Below are 18,782 nucleotides of genomic sequence, written 5' to 3'. Positions count from 1 at the left end.
GCTTAACCTGCTGCGCCGCCGGAGACGGCGGCCTCCGGATTGGCGCGATCGCGGACCACGGCGGCAACGACCCGCGACTTGGTCAACGCCGTGCGATCGCGCAACAGTGCGCCGAATACGTCGCGCCAGCAGGCGACGAGGTCGGCATGTTCGGCATCGGCCGGATGCAGGCCGACGCGCAGCAACGGCGCACGCGCGGTCCAGCGCAGGCCGGTGCGCAGGAACGCGCGGCTCGCTGCGCGTCGCCACGCCGAGCGCGGCGATGCGGTCAGGCAGGGTGCGGCGATGCGCGTTTCGCTGCCGCCGTCGAGCGCGACAAGCGTGGTATGCGTCGATGTCCAGCGCAGGTTCGTGCGGCGCAGTGCGCGCCGCGTGCCCGCGCCGGCGAGCCACGCCGGCGGCACGAAGCCGTCGACGGTCCAGCCGCGGCCGCGCAGCAGGTCGAGCCCGGCGCAGAGACGCGCATGCGCATCTTCTTCGCCGAGTTCGGCGAATTCGCCTTCGCCCGCGGTCAGTACACGGCGGCGCAGCCACGCGGCCGGCGAGCGCGGCGCGGGCGCGTCGTCGCGATGGCGATAACCGTGCAGAGCGACCTCGTCGCCGCGCGCGATGCGCGCATCGATAGCGCGCAGAAAGTCGGGCGCCGCATCGATGCGGCCGCGGTCGTGCCAGTCGGGCACGACGAGCAAGGTCAACGGCGGTGCGCCGAGTCCATCGACGAGTTCGAGCAGGCGCGCGCATTGCGGCCACGTTGCCGGCGCCACGTCGTGCAGGGCAATGCAGAGTTGTGCGCTCACGGCGGGCTCGGCGCGTCGGCCGGTTCGGACGCGTGCTCGACGCCGAGCGACGGATGCGTGCGCGTGCGCAGCAGGCGTGCGTAGCGTTCGAGCTGCAGGTCGAACACGCTGGTCCAGGCGTAGCGGCGCTCGACGCGCAGGCGTGCCTGGCGGCCGAGCCGCGCGACGTCGCCCGCGTAGACTTTTTCGATCGCCGCGCAGAGCGAATCGACGTCGCCGGCTTCGGCGAGTGCGCCGACCTGGTCGTCGATCAGCTCGGGCAGCGCGCCCGCGCGCACGCCGATCACCGGCAGGCCGCAGGCCATCGCTTCGACGACGATGAGGCCGAAAGTTTCCAGTGCGCCCGCATGCACGAGCGCGTCGGCGCTCGCGAGCAGGCGCGCGAGGCGCGCGGGATCCTGCTCGTAGGCGAGCATCGTCGCGTTGGCCGACAGCGCGCTGCGCTTCTCGCCGCCGACGAGGATCAGGTGATGCCGCGGCCCAAGCCGGGCGAAGGTGCGCAGCAGCAGCGGCACGTCCTTCTCGCGCGCCATACGTCCGGCGAAGATCGAGAGGTGCACGTCGTCGCCGAGGCCGAGTTCCGTGCGCAATGCCGCGTCGCGCCGCGACGGATGAAACAGGTCCGCATCGACGCCGAGCGGCTGCACGACGATGCGCGCGATACCGCTGTCGCGCAGGCGCTGCGCGATCAGGCGGCTCGGCGCCTGGACCAGATCGAAGCGCGAATAGAGCCGGCGCAGGTAGGCATCGGCGGCGCGTCCGGCGAAGCGGCCGAAGCGGCTCGCGATCATGCGCGGCAGGTCGGAGTGGGCGAACGCGACGGTCATCGCGCCGCATTCGCGCGCCGCGTCGAGCGCGGTCCAGGCGAGATGATAGGGATCGCCGACTTCGATCACGTCGGCTTTGAGCTCGACGAGCGCGCGGCGCCAGAGCGAGCGCCGCAGCGGCACGCGATAGCCGCCCGCGCACGGGATGCTCCACTCGGCGCGCGCGTACACGCCGGGCTCGATCTCGGCCGTCGTCGTGCCCGGCACGAGCAGGCTGTGGCGCACGCCGGTGCGTCCGGCCAAGTGCCGATGCTTGGCCAACAGATAGCGCTTCACGCCGCCGGAGTGCGGTGCGAAGAACAAGGTGATGTCGGCGATATGCATCGATGCGCACCCGTGCCGCGGCGCCGTGGAAGTGGCGGCACGATAACGGGGGCGCTGTGACAAACGTATTACGCGGGCGCGCTGTCGCGCGCCGGATCAGGCGTCGCGCGCGTGGACCTTGCGCCCAGCGACGTAGGTTGCCTTGATCGCGCGGTCATCGCCGAGCGTCATCAGCACGAAGAGTTGTTCTTCGAGCGTCTGCGCGTAGGACTGGCGTTCGGCGAGCAGCGGCGTCGCGGCGAAGTCGAGCACGGCGAGGTCGGCGTCCTTGCCGGCTTCGATGCTGCCGATGTGGGCATCCTGGTAGATCGCGCGCGCCGAGCCGAGCGTGGCGAGATAGAAAGCCTGATGCGCGGAGAGCGGAAAGCCACGCAGTTGCGCTATCTTGTAGGCCTCGTTGAGGGTGATCAGCGGCGACAGGCTGGTGCCGCCGCCGACGTCGGAGCCGAGCGCGGTGCGCACCGGGTTGCTCGACACCAGCGCACGTTCGAGATTGAACAGGCCCGAGCCGAGGAACAGGTTCGAGGTCGGGCAATGCACGACGGCGGCGCCCGATTCAGCGAGGCGTTTCCATTCCGCTTCGACCAGATGCACGGCGTGGCCGAACAGCGCGCGCGGGCCGACGAGGCCGTAGCGGTCGTAGACGTCGAGATAGTTTTTGCCATCGGGGAACAGCTCGGTGACCCACTGCACTTCGTTCTGGTTTTCCGAAAGATGCGTCTGCATGTAGACGCCGGGGATTTCTTTGTACAGCGCGCCGGCCGCTTCGAGCTGTTGCGGCGTGCTCGTCGGCGCGAAGCGCGGCGTGACCACGTAGAACAGGCGGCCGCGGCCATGCCAGCGCGCGGCGAGCGCTTTCGACTCGTCGTAGCCGGTCTGCGCCGTGTCGAGCAACGCCTGCGGCGCGTTGCGGTCCATCAGCACCTTGCCCGTGCCGGTGCGCAGGCCGAGCGCTTCGGCTTCTTCGAAGTAGGCATCGACCGATTCGCTATGCACGGTCGCGTAGGTGACCGGCGTGGTCACGCCCGCGCGCAACTGCTCACGCAGGAAGATCTTCGCGATGCGGCGCGCGAAATCCTTGTCGTGGTAACGCTGCTCGGTGACGAAAGTGTACTTGTTGAGCCAGTCGAGCAACTGCTTGCCGTAGGCGCCGACCATCGGAGTCTGCGGATAGTGCACGTGCGCATCGACGAAGCCCGGCACGATCAGGCCGTCGCGATGATGCTCGGGTGTCACTCCGGCCGGAACGCGGCTCGCGTCCCAGGCGCCGGCATAGACGATCTTGCCCGCATCGATGACGATCAGCCCATCGGTTTCGTGGCGATAGGTCGATTCGGCGTCGTCCTTGAACGGATTGCCGGTGTAGCTGAGGAAGGCGCCGCGAATGGCCGTTGCCATGTACTTCTCCTGGAATAATCCCGAACGTTGCAATCGCTGCGCGGCGCGCGCCGAAGCATCGCGCTGTGCCGGATCGCGGCGTGGATTATGCCCGGCGGATATGCCGCGAACGCGAAAACTTTTCGACCTGGTGCGGCGTATCGGCGGCGAGCGTCGCGGCGGCGCGTCTCCGCCTGCCGCTCAAGGCAGGCGGAGACGCGCGTGCATCGCGCGCTCAGGCCGAGATCGCCAGGCGCTCGTTGCGGTAGATGTGCGCGGTGACGAAGTAGACGACGAGCGCGGCGAGCGCGGTGCAGGCAAAGCACAGCAGTAGCGCTTGCGGCGCGACCATCTCGCCGCGCAGCAGGCGCGTGATCGCAACCTGCTGGCCCATCAGCGGCACCGCGTACATCCACATCTGCGGCTTGAACGGCAGGATGCTCAGCATCATCGTCGGGATCACCGGCACGAACATCAGCAGCGACAGATAGGTCTGCGCTTCGCGGTAGCTCTTGGCGAACGCGGCGACCATGGTCTGCAGGCTGGCGAGAAGCACGGCGAGCGGCAGCATGACGAACAGCACGCGTGCGGCGAAGCCGGCGCCGATGTCGAGTTCCATGCCGATGCGGTCGGTCGGCAGGAAATGCCCGGCGACCGAGAAAGCGAGGATGCTGAGCAGGGTCGTGGTCATCGCGAACGCGGTCGTCGCCGCGAGTTTGCCGATCAGAACTTGCCCGCGCGAAACCGGATTGGCAAGCAGCGGTTCGAGCGACTGGCGTTCGCGTTCGCCCGCGGTCGTGTCGATCGCGAGCGCCATGCCGCCGAGGAAGGTGCCGAGAATGAAGAAGTACGGCAGCATGCTGAACAGCGTGCCCGAGCGGCTCTGCGGCGTGGACTGATCGCGCTCGGCAACCACGACCGGCTTCATCACGCTCGGCGACAGGCCGCGCGCGAGTAGGCGCAGTGCGCCGGTGCGCTGACCGTAGGCTTCGAGCGTGGCCTGCACGCGGCGCACCGCGGCGCTCGAATCGCGTTGCGATTCATCGAGGATCATCTCGACCTGCGCGGGCTGGCCCTTGTCCCAGTTCTCGGCGTACTGCGGCGGGATGCGCAGCACGACGTCGGCGTCCTGCTCGCGCACCGCACGCTCGGCATCGGCCGGGCCCGGCAGGATTTCGATGCGCTGCTGCTTGAGCGCTTCGATCAGATTCGGCGCATGTTCGGCGCCGATCACTGGCAGCTTGAGCGGCGCGTCGGCCTTGTTGAGTTCGCGCGTCACCAGGGTGTTGATCAGCAGCACGAACACCAGCGGCCCGAGCAGCGGACCGGTGAGCAGGGTGTTGATCAGGGTGCGGCGGTCGCGCAGGTTCTCGCGGACTTCTTTGAGAAAAACGATCAGAGCGGATTTCATGCGTTTGCTCCTTCCTTCTCCGCGCGGGAGAAGGTGGCGCGTAGCGCCGGATGAGGGAAGGGCGATGGGGTTTGCGGCGACGGGGCGGACGTGCGAAGGCTCACGCTCATGCGGCGAGTCCCTCGTCGGTGCCGATCAGTTTGACGAACGCGTCTTCGAGATTCGCTTCGCCGGTTTGCGCGCGCAGTGCGTCGGGCGATTCGTCGGCGACGACGCGGCCCTTGGCGATGACGACGATGCGGTCGCACAGCGCGGCGACCTCCTGCATGATGTGGCTGGAGAACAGCACGCAGCGGCCTTCGTTTTTCAGTTGCTTGAGGAAGACGCGCATCGCGCGCGTCGCCATCACGTCGAGGCCGTTGGTCGGCTCGTCGAGGATCACGTTCTTCGGATCGTGGATCAGCGCGCGCGCAATCGCGGTCTTGACGCGCTGGCCCTGCGAGAAACCCTCGGTGCGGCGGTCGGCGATGTCTTCCATTTCGAGCGCGCGCACCGCGGCGTCGGTACGCGTGCGGATCGTCGCCGCGTCGAGGCCGTGGAGCTGGCCGAAGTAGGCGATGTTCTCGCGGCAGGTCAGGCGCTTGTACAGGCCGCGCGCGTCGGGCAGCACGCCGAGGTTGCGGCGCACGCTGAGCGGATCGCTCGCCGCGTCGACACCGTCGACGAGCACTTGGCCCGACTCCGGCTGCATCAGTGTGTAGAGGCAGCGCAGCGTCGTCGTCTTACCGGCGCCGTTCGGACCGAGCAGGCCGGTGATCTCGCCGTCGCGTGCGAGGAAGCTGACGCCGTCGACGGCGACGACTTTCTTCTCGCCGCTGCCGAAGGTCTTGCGCAGATTCTTCAGTTCGATCATGGCGCGGCTCCGTTGAAGTTGATCAGGGCGGGGGTGGGGCCGAGCGCGTCGACGCATTTCGCGTCGAGCGTGTTCGGATCGAGCTTTTCGACGAACTCGCCGACCAGCTTCGGAATGCAGCCGAGGCCCATGACGCCGTGGCCCTGGCCGCGCGCGACGATCAGCTTGGCGTTGGTGAATCCTTTCATCACCTGCTCGCCGTAGCGCGGCGGCGTGACCGGATCGAACTCGCCGCCGAGGACGAGGATCGGCTTGTCGGACTTGAGCGGCGCGTGGAAATCGGCCGGCATCGCACCGTGCGGCCAGACCGCGCATTGCGCGGCGATGCCGTCGGTGAGCGTGGTGCCGAGCAAGGTGTCGGCGTCGTTCGGATCGGGCTTGATCAGGGCGGCGTCCTCGGCGCAGATCACCGACGCCGACATGCCGCCGTTCATCGTGCCGGACATGTCGTTGAGCAGCAGCTGACTCTGCCCGGCCAGCGGCGCGTAGTTGCCCTTGAGTCCTTCGGCGATCGACAGCGGCAGCAGCGCGGCGGTTTCCGGTTTGTAGGCGAACATGCGCACGAGGCCGATCAGGCGATTCGCGCTCATGCGGATGTCGTTGAACTGGAACGTGGTCGGATCGCGCAAAGCGTATTTTTCCGGCTGCGTGCGCAGCTTGTCGCGCAGTTGCTTCAAGCTCGCATACGAGTCGCCGAAGGCTTTCGCGCATGCCGCGTTCTTGCCGCAACCGGCAAACTGCGCCTTGAGCGAGTCTTCGAGATTGCGCGCGAATTCCTGGCCGAAGACGAGTTCGTTCGGCGCGACGCTGTCGAGCACGACGCTGCGCACGCCGTCCGGGTAGCGCAGCAAATACTGCTGGGCCATGCGCGTGCCGTAGGAAACGCCGACCAGATCGAACTGCGGCGCGCCGAGCGCCTGGCGCAGGTCTTCGAGATCGCGCGTCGCGACCGTCGTCGTGTAGTAGCGCGGGTCGGCCTTCTTTTCGACTTCGGCGAGGCACTGGGTCATCAGTTCGCGCGTCTTCTGCGGATCGATGCCGCTGCCGGCCTCGTCGCTGTGGTCGGGATGCTTTTCGGCTTCTTCCACCGCGGCGCAGTCGAGCGGATGCGATTTGCCGGTGCCGCGCTGGTCGAGCAGCAGGATGTGATGATGCTTGCGCAGCGGTGCCATCGCGCCGGCGACGATCGGATACGTCTCGACCGCGGCCTGGCCCGGTCCGCCGGCGAGGAAGACGACGATGTCGCTGTCCGCGCGCTCGGTCTCGGCCTTGATCAAAGCCAGATTGAGGTCGATCTTGCGGCCGCCCGGCGCGTCGCGGTTCTCCGCGACCGAGAACGGCGCGCAGTACGCGGCGGTCGTTGCGCCGGAATCTTTTTGCGGCAGATCGCAGGCCTTGAACGTGAGCGCGCCGAGTTTGAACTCGCGTGCGTTGGTCGGAATCGCCGCCGCGGCCGGCGCGCGCGCGCCGCCGCCGTCCGCAGGCGCCGCAGTGAAGCGCTTCCATGCAAACACGCCGACAACGGCGAGCAGCAAGGCGATGCGCAGGAGATTTCGTTTGCTCATGCTTCAATCCTTCCCCGGTTGGAAAATCGATTCGATCGGTTGACGAAAAAGTTTGGCGATGCGGAACGCCAGCGGCAGGCTCGGATCGTACTTGCCGGTTTCGATCGCGTTGACGGTCTGCCGCGAGACATCGAGCTTTTCCGCAAGATCGCCCTGCGACCAGCCGCGCTCGGCGCGCAGTTCACGCACCTTGTTGTTCATTCGGCCGCCGCGTCGCGCCGCTGCTTGCGCCGGCGGCGCAGGTAGAGCAAGACGGCGGCAACCCCGAGCGTCGCCGCGGCGCCGCTGGCGACGCCGATCGCCATGTCGTCCTTGGCTTGCAGCAGCGCCCAGACTGCGATGGCGGCGAAGACCGCGGCGCAGAGCAGCAGGCGCAGGTAGAGCGGCATGCCTTCGTCGTCCTCGCAGAACGCGTCGCCGCCGTACTGGCGCGCGACCCAGACGCGCGTGCCGCCGTAGCAGATCATCAGGATCGGGAACACGAACAGCAGCAGTGCCGCGCTCGTCGACGGCGACAGCACCTTGGCTGCGGCGAGGAATCCGCCGATGAGGCTGTACAGCGACACGACCGCGGTCGCGGCGCCGAGTCCGATCAGATGGGTGCGTTGTTCGAGTTCGTCGCTGGTCCAGATGCGCCGGCCCATCAGCCAGATCACGTAGATCAGCGGCAGCACCGGAGTCAGCGCGAGCAGCACTTTCTGCGGCAGTTCGGTCGCGCTGCGCGCGAGCGGCCAGACCAGAATCAGGATGAGCGTGTAGGCCGCCATCGTGATCATGACTTGGCGCTGGTAAGTCCTGTTGGCGTTGCGGTTCACGTGCGCGGGTCTGCTCGGCTGGGGTGTCGGTCGGCGATTCGACATGTAAAGCATGCTTGACATGGGCAATGTAGCGACGGACGTTCCGGGTGTCAAGCACGCTTTACATCGCTGTGCACAGGCGAAACCGCGTTCGCAAACTGCCTGCGGTGCAGCCGACTTGCCGTACTGCGTCACATAACGACGCGAAACGTGTTCCAGCTCTCATGAAAATTTGTGACGACCTACACCGATTTTCGTTTCTTTACATTCGTATTTCATTGGCACGGCGATTGCAGATGGGCCTGCGACCTGCCCCGAGGAGACGCAAGTTCAAGCGTCTCCCGCCCGCAGCGGGATCCACCAACGACAACTCAATCGACCTAATCGGGAGTAACGAAATGAAGACCAAACTCGCTCTTGCGACTCTTATCGCCGGCTTCGGCCTCGCCGGCGCCGCGGCGTCGGTTTCCGCCGCGACGGCCACCGGCCAGTTCAACGTCAAGCTGACCGTCACCAAGACGTGCTCGGTGGTGACGACGACCGACCTCGACTTCGGCTCGCAGGCGTCGACCGCGACCAACATCACCGCCAACAACGGTTCGGTCACCGTGGCCTGCTCGAAGAACACGCCGTACACCATCGGCCTGCTGCCTTCGGCGGCGAACGGCGGCACCGCCAACGGCACCGGCAGCATGAAGAGCGCGACGACCGGTGAACTGGTCGCCTACTCGCTGTTCCAGGACGCCGCGAACACCGTGTGGGGCAACACCACCGGCACCGGCGGCAACGTGAAGAGCGGCAACCGTCTCGCCGCGGCCACGGCCAACCAGGTGCACACCGTGTTCGGCAAAGTGGCGGCGCTCGACGTCACCCCGTCGACGGACTACCTCGACGTCGTCGCGGTCACCGTGACCTACTGAGTCTGAAGCCATGTCGACGCGTACCTTTCTTTCCTGCATCGCGCTGTTCGCCGGCTTCGCCGCGGCGGCCGGTGCGCATGCGAGCGGCCTGCAAGTCTCGCCGGTGTCGCTGAGCCTCACGCCCACGCAGAACGCGGACGGTCTGTGGCTCTCGAACAGCGGCGACAACGACGTGCAGGCGCAGGTGCGCGTGTTCCACTGGACGCAGGAGGGCGGCGAGGAAAAACTCACGCCCTCCCGCGGCCTCGTCGTCAGCCCGCCGATGCTCAAGCTCGCGCCGGGCGAGAAGCAGCTGATCCGCGTGATCCGCACCGGCGCTCCGCCGTCGGGTGCGGGCGCGGTCGAGGATGCCTACCGCATCGCGATCGACGAGCTGCCGGTGGAAACCAAGGTCAAGAAAGGTCTGCGCTTCGTCCTGCACTACTCAGTGCCGGTGTTCGTCGAGCCGGTCGGTGCGGCCGCGGTCGCGCCGAAGCTGGTCTGGGCATTCCGCCGCAACGGCGAGGGCGTCACTCTCGATCTCGGCAACCAGGGCAACGGTCATGCACAGATCGCCGATCTGACCCTCGTCGGTGCCGGCGATCAACGCACCACGCTCGCGGGAGGACTGGTCGGCTACGCGCTGCCCGGCGCCAGCGTGCACTGGAATCTGAAAATCTCACAAGCCGCGTTTAGTGCAGGCGGCCACATCGAGGCGATGGTCAATGGTGAAAAAGCGACGCAAGCCGCTTCGCTGGCCGATCCGCCTCGTTGAAGCCACTCTTCTCTACAGCTCCCTCAGTTCGCTTGGTTTCGCCCTCGAAGTATCGACGGGCGCGGCGGATGCGGCTGCCCCCGCGGCGATAGCGGGCTACGACGCCGCAGGCGACGCGGCGGCCGATACGGACGGCGGGAGTCTGTACCTGGAAGTGACGGTCAACGGCGCGGACAAAGGTCTCGGGCGCTTCAGCGAACACGACGGCGCGATCTATGCGAGCGCGGCCGCGCTGCGCAGTCTCGGCTTCACCCTGCCGAGCGGCGCGGGCGATCCGCTGCGCGTGGACAGTCTCGCCGGGGTGAAGACGAAGTACGACGCTGGACGCCAGGCGCTGTCGATCGACGCGCCGCTCGGCCTGCTCGACCTGCCTTCGACGGTGCTGAATGCGCAGCAGAACAGCGTTCCGCGCGTCACCACGTCGCCCGGCGCGCTGCTCAACTACGATCTCTACGGCACCATCGGCGAACACGGCGCCGCGGGCGTCAATGCCTTCACCGAATTGCGCGCGTTCGATCGTTTCGGCGTGCTGAGCTTCACTTCGCTCGCCCAGGCGACGCACGACGACGTCGGCGGCTGGACCAACAACTACCGCCGCCTCGACACGACGTGGACGACCTCGTTCCCCGAGCAGATGCTCTCGCTGCGCATCGGCGACACGATCACCGACGCGCTGTCGTGGTCGCGCGCCACGCGCATCGGCGGCATCCAGTTCGGCACAGACTTCGCCCTGCAGCCGTACCGCATCACCGCGCCGCTGCCGGCGTTCTTCGGCTCGGCCGCGCTGCCGTCGGACGTGCAGCTCTACATCAACGGGGTCAAGCAATACAGCGGCCAGGTGCCGGCCGGCCCGTTCCAGCTCAACGCGGTGCCGAACGTCAACGGCGTCGGCAACGCGCAGATCGTCGTGACCGACGCGCTCGGCCGCGCGACGACGCTGAACTTTTCCATGTACAACACCCAGCAACTGCTCGCGCAGGGGCTGTCGGACTGGTCAGTGGAACTCGGCGCGGTGCGCGAGAACTACGGTCTCAGTTCGTTCGACTATGCCGGCAAGCCGATGGCGAGCGGCACCTGGCGCTACGGCTTCAGCAACAGCTTCACCGCCGAGGCGCATGCCGAAACGAGCGACGGACTGAGCAACGCCGGCGCCGGCGGCAGCGTCGCGATCGGCAGCTTCGGCGTCGTCTCCGCCGCGTACGCGCGCAGCGACTATCACGGCAGCGCGGGATCGCTGGTCAGCCTGAATTACGACTGGCGCAGCGACATCTACTATCTCAACCTCGGCGGCACGCGCACCTCGGGCAACTACCGCGACGTCGCCTCGCTGTCCGGTTCGCCGCCGCCGCGCATCAGCGCGCATGCGCAGGGTGGTCTCAACACTGCGGACTTCGGCAGCTTCAGCGTCGGCTATCTGCATCTGCGCGAAATCGGCAAGCCTGCGTCGCGCTACGCGAACGCGAGCTGGTTCAAGGCGGTCGGCAGCAACGCCTCGCTCGGCCTGTCGCTGAATCAGAACCTCGACACGAGCAAAGACCGCAGCGTGTTCTTCAGCTTCAGCTTCGCTCTCGGCGGAAACACTTCGGTGAGCACGGGCCTGAGCCGCGACAACGGCCGCGATGCCGCCGTGGTCAGCGCGAGCCGGTCGACGCCGATGGAAGGCGGCATCGGCTGGCGCGCGAGCCTCAGCGCGGGCGAAGGCCGCAACGGCGGCCAGGCCGAACTCGATTATCTCGGCGGCGCCGGGCGCTACTCCGTTGGCGTCAGCGCGCTCGGCGACAGCCGCTATGCCTACGCCGACGTGACCGGCTCGCTGGTCTTCATGGACGGACATCTGTTCGCCGCGCGCCATATCGACGACGCCTTCGCCGTGGTCTCGACCGACGGCATCGCCGATGTGCCGGTCAAGCTCGAGAACCGCGTGCTCGGCAAGACCGACACGAACGGCCTCATGCTGATCACGCCGCTCAATGCGTATCAGAACAATCAGCTTGCGATCGATCCGATGAACCTGCCGGCCGACGTGCGCATCGACCGGGTGAAGACCTTCGCCACGCCGGGCGACCGCAGCGGCACGCTGGTGCGCTTCGGCATCACGCCGATACGCGCGGCGACGATCGTGCTCGTCGACGCGGCGGGCAAGCCGCTCGCGCTCGGCAGCGAAGTGCGCCTCGCCGGGCAGACCGGCGACGCGGCCCTGGTCGGCTACGATGGCATCGTCTATCTCGACACGCTTGAAACGCACAACGTGCTCGACGTGCAGGGCCCGGGCGGCGCCTGCCGCGCCGAGTTCGACTACCGCAAAGAAGGCGACGGCGTGCCGCAGATCGGGCCACTGCCGTGCCGCAAGGAAAAGCCATGAGGAAATTGCCGTTCTACGCGTTCGCCCTCCTCGGCCTGCTGTTGTTCGCCGCGCCGGCCGTGCGCGCGCAGAACATCACCTGCACGCTGAGCGCGACCGACGTGCTGTTCTCTTCGGTCGATCCGCTGTCGAGCCAGACCGACGTCAACGGCAGCGTTTCCTACAGTTGCAGGAACACCACTGGCACGCAGCGTTCGGCGCGGATCTGCCTGAGCATCGGCGAAGCGGGCGGCGGTCCGACCAATCCGCGCCAGATGTCCGGCACCGGGACGCTGCAGTTTCAGCTCTACGAAGACGTCGCACACACCCAAGTCTGGGGCAGCGACGTCTGGGGCGGAAATCCGGCAATGGGCTGGTCGTCGAACGCGTTCACCCTGACCATTCCCGCCAATCAGACCCGCACCGGCGCAGTGACCATGTACGGCCGCGTGATCGGCGGGCAGACCGGCGTCGCGCCGGGCAGCTATGTGGACGCCTACGGCGCCGGCGACACGCTGATGACGATCAACGAGCAGACCGGTACGACCGCGCCGGCGAATTGCGGCGGCACCACGGTGAATGGCCCCTTCACTTTCCGCGTCACTGCGAACGTGATCAAGAATTGCACGGTGAGCGCCAACGACCTCATCTTCACCAGCGTGCCGTCGGGCACGGTTCCGCCCGCGGGCAATACCGGGATCAGCATGACCTGTTCGAGCGGGACGAAGTACTACGTCGGCCTGGCGTCGTTGAACACGGCGAGCACGACCGGCGTCGGCCAGATGAAAGGCAGCGGGACGAATACCGACACGATCGCCTATCAGCTCTATTCCAATTCCGCGCTGACCACGGTTTGGGGCAACACGGCGACGACGACGACGGTCGGCAACGGCATGGCCGGTACCGGCAGCGGTGCGGCGCAAAGCATGACCGTCTACGCCAAGGTCACCGGAAGCACCGACGTGACGCCGGATACCTACAGCGACATCGTCCAGGTCAACGTCAACTACTGACGCCGCGTCGCGCGGCGGCGTCAGCGCGAGGAGACGTATTTCTCGCGGCGGATGTGCGGCACCGGCAGGCCAGCTTCCTTGAGCGCGTTGAAGGCCTGGTCGACCATGTCGGGATTGCCGCAGAGATAAGCGATGTCGCGCGCCGCATCCGGCTTGATCTCGTCGAGCGCGACCTGTACGCGGCCGTTGCGGTCGTGCGCGCGCGGCACTGCGCGCGGCGTACGCGAGAAGCAGGCGTAGAAGCGGAACTGCGGATTCTCGCGCGCGAACGCCTCGAACTCGTCGCCGTAGAGCAGCTCGGACTCGTTGCGCGCGCCGTAGATCAGGGCGACTTCGACGTCGCGCTTGGCGAACAGCATTTTCAATTGCGGCAGCATCGCGCGGTACGGGGTCACACCGGTGCCGGTGGCGACGAAGACATAGCGTCCGTTCGCGTCCGGGTCCATCAGGCAGAAGCGGCCGTACGGTCCGCTCGCCTCGATCGTGCCGCCGTGTTCGAGATCGCGGAACAGCGCGGTGGCCGCGCCGCCGTCGACATAGGACACGGCGACTTCGATGCGCTGCACCGGCGACGCATCGCCCGCGCCGATCGTTGCGACCGAATAACTGCGCTTGGTCGGCTTGCCGTCGGCGTAGTGGAAATGCACCTGCAGGAACTGTCCGGGGATAAAGGCGAACGGCGCACCGTCGGCGCGTTCGAAGGAAAGGTGGCGCACGCTCGGGGCGAGCATACGGCTGTCGGCTAGGCGCAGGGTGAAATGTTCGGCCACGTGAAAACCAAATCGGCAAGAGGGAAGGGGGTGAATCCGGAAATTCCGTCCGCGAATCTTCCGGACTGGCTAAAGCCCGGCACAGGTCCGGACTCGGCTACGTCGAACCGGGCGCGGCGCGCCCGGTTCGCAGCAGGTCTTCCTGGCCTGCGGGAAGCCTCCGAGCGGATCGGAGTTTCCAAAGGCCGCTATACTACGCGTTCAGCACCGTCAAAGCAGCCATGAGCAACACTTTGTCACCCGTCCCGGCTCTCCAAGTCGCCGACCTGCGCAAGACCTACGCCACCGGCGTCGAAGCTCTCAAAGGCATTTCCCTCACCGTTCAGGCCGGCGATTTCTATGCCTTGCTCGGCCCTAACGGTGCCGGCAAATCGACCCTGATCGGCATCATTTCCTCGCTGGTCAACCCGAGCGAAGGCGATGTGCGCGTGTTCGGCCACTCGGTGCGCACCGAGCGCGGCCTGGCCATGCAACAGATCGGCCTCGTCCCGCAGGAAATCAATTTCAACCTGTTTGAAACGCCGCTCGACATCTGCGTCAACCAAGCCGGCTTCTACGGCATCGAGCGCAAGACCGCGCTCGTGCGCGCCGAGAAATACCTCAAGGAGCTTGCGCTCTGGGACAAGGCGCACGCGGTGACGCGCACGCTTTCGGGCGGCATGAAGCGGCGCCTGATGATCGCGCGCGCGATGATGAACGAGCCGAAGCTGCTGATCCTCGACGAGCCGACCGCAGGCGTCGACATCGAGATCCGCCGTTCGATGTGGAAATTCATCGAAGGCATCAACGCGGCCGGCACCACGGTGATCCTGACCACGCACTATCTCGAAGAAGCCGAGCAGCTGTGCCGCAACATCACCATCATCGACCACGGCCGCGTCATCGAGAACACCTCGATGAAGAACCTGCTGTCGAAGCTCGACGTCGAAACTTTCGTCTTCGATCTCGCCCATCCGATCGACGGCCTGCCGACGGTCGACGAGGTCAAGCTCACGCGCATCGATTCGCACACGATCGAAGCCGAAATGTCGCGCGCGCACGATCTCAATTCCGTGTTCGCCGCGCTCAGCGCGCACAGCATCACGGTCAATTCGATGCGCAACAAGGCCAATCGCCTCGAAGAATTGTTCGTGCGCCTCGTCGAAGGCCGCATGAGCGACAACGGCAACACGAACAAAGAGGCCGCATGAACGCCCAAGCCAACCTCATCGCGCTCGGCACGATCGCGCGCCGCGAAGTCATGCGCATCCTGCGCATCTGGTCGCAGACCCTGCTGCCGCCGGCGATCACGATGACCCTGTACTTCATCATCTTCGGCAGTCTGATCGGCAGCCGCATCGGCGAGATGGCGCCGGGTATCTCGTACATCGAATACATCGCGCCGGGCCTGATCATGATGGCGGTGATCCAGAACGCCTACGGCAACATCACCAGTTCGTTCTTCGGCGCCAAGTTCCAGCGCTTCATCGAAGAGATGCTGGTCTCGCCGATGCCGAGCTGGACCATCCTCGCCGGCTATGTGACCGGCGCCGTGCTGCGCGGTTTCATGGTCGGCGTGATCGTGCTGCTGATCAGCCTGTTCTTCACCAAGATCCATCTCTATCACCCACTCGTCACCCTGAGCACCTTCCTGCTCGCCGCGGTGATCTTCGCCCTGCTCGGCTTCGTCAACTCGATCTACGCGCGCAAATTCGACGACATCGCGATCATCCCGACCTTCGTGCTGACCCCGCTGACTTATCTCGGCGGCGTGTTCTACAACGTCGCCCAACTGCCGTCGCCGTGGAAAGAGATCTCGCATCTCAATCCGATTCTGTACATGGTCAACACGTTCCGCTACGGCCTTCTCGGCGTGTCCGACATCGACCTGACCTGGGCCTACGTGGTCATGCTCGCCTTTGTCGTCGTGCTCGCGGCCTATTGCCTCAGCCTGCTGCATCGCGGCGTCGGCCTGCGCACCTGACAAGCGCGGCGCCATCGCGCCGGCGCACTGCTAAGGCCGGCGCAGGCGCGTGAACTCGGAAAATTCCCACTGACGGAACGCGAGCAGCGCCGAGCAGCCGTCCTTGGATTCGAGCGGCAGACGCGCATCGCGGTGGGCAAGTTCGTCGAATTCGCGCGCGAGACGTTCGATCGCCGCCTTGATCTGCTTCTGCGATGCGGCCGACAACACGCCGCCGATGAAGCGCAACTCTTCCGTCGGCGCGTTGAAGCGCGCGCGCAGGAATTCGGGCGCGACACGCGCGACGAAGAACTCGTGTACCGGTCCGTCCTTGCGCCAGGCGAAATTGCGCGCAGTCAGTTTGCGGATGCGCCGCGGCGGCCGATAGTTGACGATGCCGAGCGCGTCGAGACGCAGGACGATCGACGTGAGCTGGTTGTCGTCGAGGGCGAAGGTCGAGGTGATCTCCTGCCACTTCCAATCGTTGACGAGCAGATAGCTGACGACGAGCAGGCGCGGATCGCGCACGAGCGCGCGCTCCTGGGTCTGGCTCAAGGCCGTGAGCAGGGTCGGTGCCGGCGATTGCAGCAGATCGGCCAGGGACAGATCGAGCGCGGCGCAGATCGCGTCGAGTCGGCTCAGCGAGAAATCGCCGCGCGACAGATCGCGCTTCACCGTCGGCTCGCTGACCCCGAGCGCCGCGGCCAATTGCCGGTAGGTCATGTTGCGCGCGCGCAAGGTGGCGCGGATCGATTGCAGCAGGGTCGCGCTGGTGCTCACGGCGGTTTCTCCACTGAGTATCAGGAATTGATACTCGCTAGATTAAAAGGTAGCGCATAAGCAAAGGAACTTGCGAGCCGTTCGGGTTCTCGAAATGCTCCTGCCATTCCGTCCGCCCAAGCCGCCATGAACTTCCGCGCCGTCGTGCTTCTGCTGCTAATTTATCCCATGTGGTGCGGCGTGATGTTCGCCAAACAGCGCACGATTCTGTTCCCGGCGGCTTCAGACGATCGGCATCCTCTTGCCGAAAAGCTGCCGAAAGGCGCTCAGCAGATCGAGCTGCCGGGAAGTTTCGGCAAAGTGCGCGCCGTTTTCTGGTCGGCGCAGACCTCATCCGGACGAGGGCCTTCCGTACTCTATCTGCACGGGAACTACGAACGGATCGAAGACTCGTTCGCGCTCGTTCAACCGCTGGTACGTGCGGGAGTCTCGGTAATGCAGCTCGAATACCCGGGATTCGGCGGCGCGGACGGCGAACCGACGTTCGGCGAAATCAATGAGGCCGCAGACCGGGCTTACGACTGGCTGGCACAACAGCCGGCGGTCGATGCGCAGCGTATCGTCGTCATGGGGTATTCGATAGGAGGCGGCATCGGGGCGGATCTCGTCGGCAGGCGCCACGCGGCGGCGCTGATCCTGTTGTCGACGTTCACGTCGCTTGAGGATATGGCGCATCGATACTGGCTGCCCGGTTTTCTGCTGCGCTATCAGTACGACACTCTGGCGCGAGTACGGGAATTTCCCGGTCCTTTGTTCGTCGAGCATGGGCGTCGCGACGAAGTGATTCCGTACGAGATGGGGCTGCGCCTCGTCGCCGCCTCGCCGCGCGCGGACTTTGTGCCACTCGATTGCGGTCACGGAGACTGCGAGTTCGACGACAGCTTGTTTGCCGATCGTCTCCCTGCGTGGCTTGCCGCCAAGGGACTGCTAGATCGGTCCACATCCATCAGGGAGAAAAGCGATGCTTCCGCGAGTCAGTAATTCGTCGATGCTGAAAATGGTTGCGACCTGCTTGTTGGTCTTGATGCTGTCCGGCTGCGCCACGCTGTTCCGCGCGCAGCAGGAGCATCGCGCCGCGAGCGTCGTCGACTATCTCTATCCGAACGCGAGCGAAGCGCCGCAACTGCAGCCGGCGACGACGACCCTGCGGCCGCCGGTGCGCGTCGGCATCGCCTTTGTGCCGGGCGGGCAGTGGGATTCGGGCGCGTCCGACGAATCGAAGCGGCTGCTGCTCGAGCGCGTCAAGGCGGCGTTCGCGCAGTATCCGTATATCGGCAGCATCGAAGTGATTCCGTCGAACTATCTGCGCGCGCGCGGCGGTTTCGACAATCTCGATCAGGTCGCGCGTTTGTTCAACGTCGAGATCGTCGCGCTGCTGTCCTACGACCAGGTGCAGTTCAACGACACGCGCGCTGCCGCGGTGCTGTACTGGACACTCGTCGGCGCCTACGTGATTCGCGGCGACAAGTACGACGTGCAGACCTTGGTCGACGCCACGGTGTTCGACGTGGCCAGCCGCAAGCTGCTGTTCCGCGCGCCGGGGTCGAGCCGCGAGAAGGGCAGCGGCACGCTGGCGAGTTTCAGCGAGCGTTCGCGCCAGGCGCGCGACACGGGCTACGTGAAAGCGGTCGACGATCTGATTCCGCAGCTCAAGACCGCGATGGACGATTTCCGTGAACGCTCCAAGCACGACGCCTACGTCAAGGTGGAAAACAAGGCCGGCTACCGCGGTGGCGGCGACGTCGGCTGGTCGGGCTTGCTGATTGGCGTGGTGCTTGTCGTTCTCGTGCATGCCTCGCGCCGCGTTGCCTAGATTGCCGTGGACGGCGCTCGCGGTGCTCGGGCTCGGCGCGATCCTTGCCGCCGCGCCCGAATCCTGGCGCAGCACACTCGAATACGATCGGCATGCGCTTGCGGCCGGTGAGATGTGGCGCATCTGGACCGGCCATCTCGTCCATTTTTCCGTACGTCATGCCGTGGTCGATCTCGCTACGTTGGCCGTGCTCGCCTGGGCCGTCGAAATGCGTTGCGAGTACCGCGTGACGGCCAGCCTGTTGCTCTGCGCGCCGCCGTTGTTGTCGCTGGCGTTGTTCTTCTGCGTGCCCGAGCTGGCCGTCTATCGCGGCGCATCGGGCCTGTGCGTCGCCTGCGGCAGCGCGCTTGCCCTGATGCTATGGAATGGGTCGCGGCGAATGCGTGTGTGTGTATTGCTCGTCGCCGTACTGTTCGTGTTCAAGACCGGTTTTGAGGCGATCGGCAGCCCGGCCGATTTTTCCGGCCTCGGCGACGGCGTGCGCGTCGCCTGGCAGGC

Annotated in this window: 18 protein-coding genes and 1 pseudogene; 9 read left to right on the top strand and 10 right to left on the bottom strand. The window is 66.1% G+C overall.

The window, feature by feature from the left end; all coding sequences use genetic code 11:
• Window positions 1-2: 2 nt before the first annotated feature.
• The 8 genes from FFS30_RS05900 to FFS30_RS05865 all read right to left on the bottom strand — a co-directional run bounded on the left by FFS30_RS05900 (window position 3) and on the right by FFS30_RS05865 (window position 7,969).
• The gene (locus tag FFS30_RS05900; RefSeq protein WP_171014443.1) at window positions 3-797 is read right to left on the bottom strand and encodes a polysaccharide deacetylase family protein; all 795 of its coding nucleotides are present in this window, start codon (window positions 795-797) and stop codon (window positions 3-5) included.
• Window positions 794-1,948: a glycosyltransferase gene (locus tag FFS30_RS05895; protein WP_137912144.1), complete on the bottom strand. Its 1,155-nt coding sequence runs from the start codon at window positions 1,946-1,948 to the stop codon at window positions 794-796. The genes FFS30_RS05900 and FFS30_RS05895 overlap by 4 nt, the downstream gene beginning before the upstream one ends.
• Before the next feature lie 96 nt (window positions 1,949-2,044).
• Window positions 2,045-3,346, bottom strand: a complete 1,302-nt coding sequence (gene guaD / locus FFS30_RS05890; RefSeq protein ID WP_137912143.1) for a guanine deaminase — start codon at window positions 3,344-3,346, stop codon at window positions 2,045-2,047.
• Window positions 3,347-3,560: 214 nt separating this feature from the next.
• Window positions 3,561-4,736 carry an ABC transporter permease gene (locus FFS30_RS05885; protein ID WP_137912142.1) on the bottom strand — a complete coding sequence of 392 codons (1,176 nt, stop codon included), beginning with the start codon at window positions 4,734-4,736 and terminating at the stop codon, window positions 3,561-3,563.
• 106 nt (window positions 4,737-4,842) lie between these two features.
• The gene (locus tag FFS30_RS05880) at window positions 4,843-5,589 is read right to left on the bottom strand and encodes an ATP-binding cassette domain-containing protein (protein ID WP_137912141.1); all 747 of its coding nucleotides are present in this window, start codon (window positions 5,587-5,589) and stop codon (window positions 4,843-4,845) included.
• Window positions 5,586-7,154: an alpha/beta hydrolase gene (locus FFS30_RS05875; protein ID WP_137912140.1), complete on the bottom strand. Its 1,569-nt coding sequence runs from the start codon at window positions 7,152-7,154 to the stop codon at window positions 5,586-5,588. The genes FFS30_RS05880 and FFS30_RS05875 overlap by 4 nt, the downstream gene beginning before the upstream one ends.
• 3 nt (window positions 7,155-7,157) lie before the next feature.
• Window positions 7,158-7,355 (bottom strand): helix-turn-helix transcriptional regulator, encoded by a 198-nt coding sequence (locus FFS30_RS05870; protein ID WP_171014442.1) that lies wholly within the window; start codon window positions 7,353-7,355, stop codon window positions 7,158-7,160.
• Window positions 7,352-7,969 (bottom strand): hypothetical protein, encoded by a 618-nt coding sequence (locus FFS30_RS05865; RefSeq protein ID WP_171014441.1) that lies wholly within the window; start codon window positions 7,967-7,969, stop codon window positions 7,352-7,354. The genes FFS30_RS05870 and FFS30_RS05865 overlap by 4 nt, the downstream gene beginning before the upstream one ends.
• Window positions 7,970-8,349: 380 nt before the next feature.
• Here FFS30_RS05865 and FFS30_RS05860 point away from each other — a divergent pair, with 380 nt between their 5' ends.
• From FFS30_RS05860 to FFS30_RS05845, 4 genes are read left to right on the top strand one after another with little or no spacing between them, the layout of a single operon-like run.
• Window positions 8,350-8,871, top strand: coding sequence for a spore coat U domain-containing protein (locus FFS30_RS05860; protein ID WP_171014440.1), 522 nt, complete (start codon window positions 8,350-8,352; stop codon window positions 8,869-8,871).
• A gap of 10 nt (window positions 8,872-8,881) precedes the next feature.
• Window positions 8,882-9,625 (top strand): fimbria/pilus periplasmic chaperone, encoded by a 744-nt coding sequence (locus FFS30_RS05855; RefSeq protein WP_137912137.1) that lies wholly within the window; start codon window positions 8,882-8,884, stop codon window positions 9,623-9,625.
• Window positions 9,576-11,987 carry a fimbria/pilus outer membrane usher protein gene (locus tag FFS30_RS05850; protein WP_137912136.1) on the top strand — a complete coding sequence of 804 codons (2,412 nt, stop codon included), beginning with the start codon at window positions 9,576-9,578 and terminating at the stop codon, window positions 11,985-11,987. The genes FFS30_RS05855 and FFS30_RS05850 overlap by 50 nt, the downstream gene beginning before the upstream one ends.
• Window positions 11,984-12,979, top strand: a complete 996-nt coding sequence (locus FFS30_RS05845; RefSeq protein ID WP_137912135.1) for a spore coat U domain-containing protein — start codon at window positions 11,984-11,986, stop codon at window positions 12,977-12,979. Before FFS30_RS05850 ends, FFS30_RS05845 begins: the two co-directional genes overlap by 4 nt.
• Window positions 12,980-12,999: 20 nt before the next feature.
• Here the strand turns inward: FFS30_RS05845 and FFS30_RS05840 are convergent, their stop codons facing one another.
• Window positions 13,000-13,749 carry an FAD-binding oxidoreductase gene (locus FFS30_RS05840; RefSeq protein WP_137912134.1) on the bottom strand — a complete coding sequence of 250 codons (750 nt, stop codon included), beginning with the start codon at window positions 13,747-13,749 and terminating at the stop codon, window positions 13,000-13,002.
• A 221-nt stretch (window positions 13,750-13,970) separates the two neighbouring features.
• Here FFS30_RS05840 and FFS30_RS05835 point away from each other — a divergent pair, with 221 nt between their 5' ends.
• The gene (locus FFS30_RS05835) at window positions 13,971-14,939 is read left to right on the top strand and encodes an ABC transporter ATP-binding protein (protein ID WP_137912133.1); all 969 of its coding nucleotides are present in this window, start codon (window positions 13,971-13,973) and stop codon (window positions 14,937-14,939) included.
• Complete coding sequence (locus FFS30_RS05830) at window positions 14,936-15,712, top strand: ABC transporter permease (protein ID WP_137912132.1); 777 nt, start codon at window positions 14,936-14,938, stop codon at window positions 15,710-15,712. Before FFS30_RS05835 ends, FFS30_RS05830 begins: the two co-directional genes overlap by 4 nt.
• Window positions 15,713-15,742: 30 nt before the next feature.
• Here the strand turns inward: FFS30_RS05830 and FFS30_RS05825 are convergent, their stop codons facing one another.
• The gene (locus FFS30_RS05825; RefSeq protein ID WP_137912131.1) at window positions 15,743-16,471 is read right to left on the bottom strand and encodes a helix-turn-helix transcriptional regulator; all 729 of its coding nucleotides are present in this window, start codon (window positions 16,469-16,471) and stop codon (window positions 15,743-15,745) included.
• 126 nt (window positions 16,472-16,597) lie between these two features.
• Here FFS30_RS05825 and FFS30_RS05820 point away from each other — a divergent pair, with 126 nt between their 5' ends.
• The 3 genes and pseudogenes from FFS30_RS05820 to rrtA all read left to right on the top strand — a co-directional run.
• Entirely contained in the window at window positions 16,598-17,452 is an 855-nt protein-coding gene (locus FFS30_RS05820; RefSeq protein WP_137912130.1) for an alpha/beta hydrolase, read from the top strand.
• Window positions 17,453-17,459: 7 nt separating this feature from the next.
• Entirely contained in the window at window positions 17,460-18,284 is an 825-nt protein-coding gene (gene rhlP / locus FFS30_RS05815; RefSeq protein ID WP_137912129.1) for a rhombotarget lipoprotein, read from the top strand.
• Window positions 18,262-18,771, top strand: a pseudogene (gene rrtA / locus FFS30_RS24175) (rhombosortase); the annotation flags it as partial. The gene rhlP and the pseudogene rrtA, both read left to right, overlap by 23 nt.
• Window positions 18,772-18,782: the final 11 nt, after the last annotated feature.

Origin of the sequence: Rudaea sp. 3F27F6, assembly GCF_005503555.1 — a bacterium.
GTDB lineage: Bacteria > Pseudomonadota > Gammaproteobacteria > Xanthomonadales > Rhodanobacteraceae > Rudaea.
Note: the sequence above shows the minus strand (reverse complement) of the source record. Positions and strands in the feature narration are given on the sequence as shown.

What these genes read in the sequence shown, in the direction of transcription:
- FFS30_RS05875 (WP_137912140.1), bottom strand. Translation starts at nt 7,154, where the DNA reads ATGAGCAAACGAAATCTCCTGCGCATCGCCTTGCTGCTCGCCGTTGTC.
- FFS30_RS05820 (WP_137912130.1), top strand. Translation starts at nt 16,598, where the DNA reads ATGAACTTCCGCGCCGTCGTGCTTCTGCTGCTAATTTATCCCATGTGG.
- FFS30_RS05870 (WP_171014442.1), bottom strand. Translation starts at nt 7,355, where the DNA reads ATGAACAACAAGGTGCGTGAACTGCGCGCCGAGCGCGGCTGGTCGCAG.
- FFS30_RS05830 (WP_137912132.1), top strand. Translation starts at nt 14,936, where the DNA reads ATGAACGCCCAAGCCAACCTCATCGCGCTCGGCACGATCGCGCGCCGC.
- FFS30_RS05855 (WP_137912137.1), top strand. Translation starts at nt 8,882, where the DNA reads ATGTCGACGCGTACCTTTCTTTCCTGCATCGCGCTGTTCGCCGGCTTC.
- FFS30_RS05895 (WP_137912144.1), bottom strand. Translation starts at nt 1,948, where the DNA reads ATGCATATCGCCGACATCACCTTGTTCTTCGCACCGCACTCCGGCGGC.
- FFS30_RS05850 (WP_137912136.1), top strand. Translation starts at nt 9,576, where the DNA reads ATGGTGAAAAAGCGACGCAAGCCGCTTCGCTGGCCGATCCGCCTCGTT.
- FFS30_RS05835 (WP_137912133.1), top strand. Translation starts at nt 13,971, where the DNA reads ATGAGCAACACTTTGTCACCCGTCCCGGCTCTCCAAGTCGCCGACCTG.
- FFS30_RS05885 (WP_137912142.1), bottom strand. Translation starts at nt 4,736, where the DNA reads ATGAAATCCGCTCTGATCGTTTTTCTCAAAGAAGTCCGCGAGAACCTG.
- FFS30_RS05845 (WP_137912135.1), top strand. Translation starts at nt 11,984, where the DNA reads ATGAGGAAATTGCCGTTCTACGCGTTCGCCCTCCTCGGCCTGCTGTTG.
- guaD (WP_137912143.1), bottom strand. Translation starts at nt 3,346, where the DNA reads ATGGCAACGGCCATTCGCGGCGCCTTCCTCAGCTACACCGGCAATCCG.
- rhlP (WP_137912129.1), top strand. Translation starts at nt 17,460, where the DNA reads ATGCTGAAAATGGTTGCGACCTGCTTGTTGGTCTTGATGCTGTCCGGC.
- FFS30_RS05880 (WP_137912141.1), bottom strand. Translation starts at nt 5,589, where the DNA reads ATGATCGAACTGAAGAATCTGCGCAAGACCTTCGGCAGCGGCGAGAAG.
- FFS30_RS05860 (WP_171014440.1), top strand. Translation starts at nt 8,350, where the DNA reads ATGAAGACCAAACTCGCTCTTGCGACTCTTATCGCCGGCTTCGGCCTC.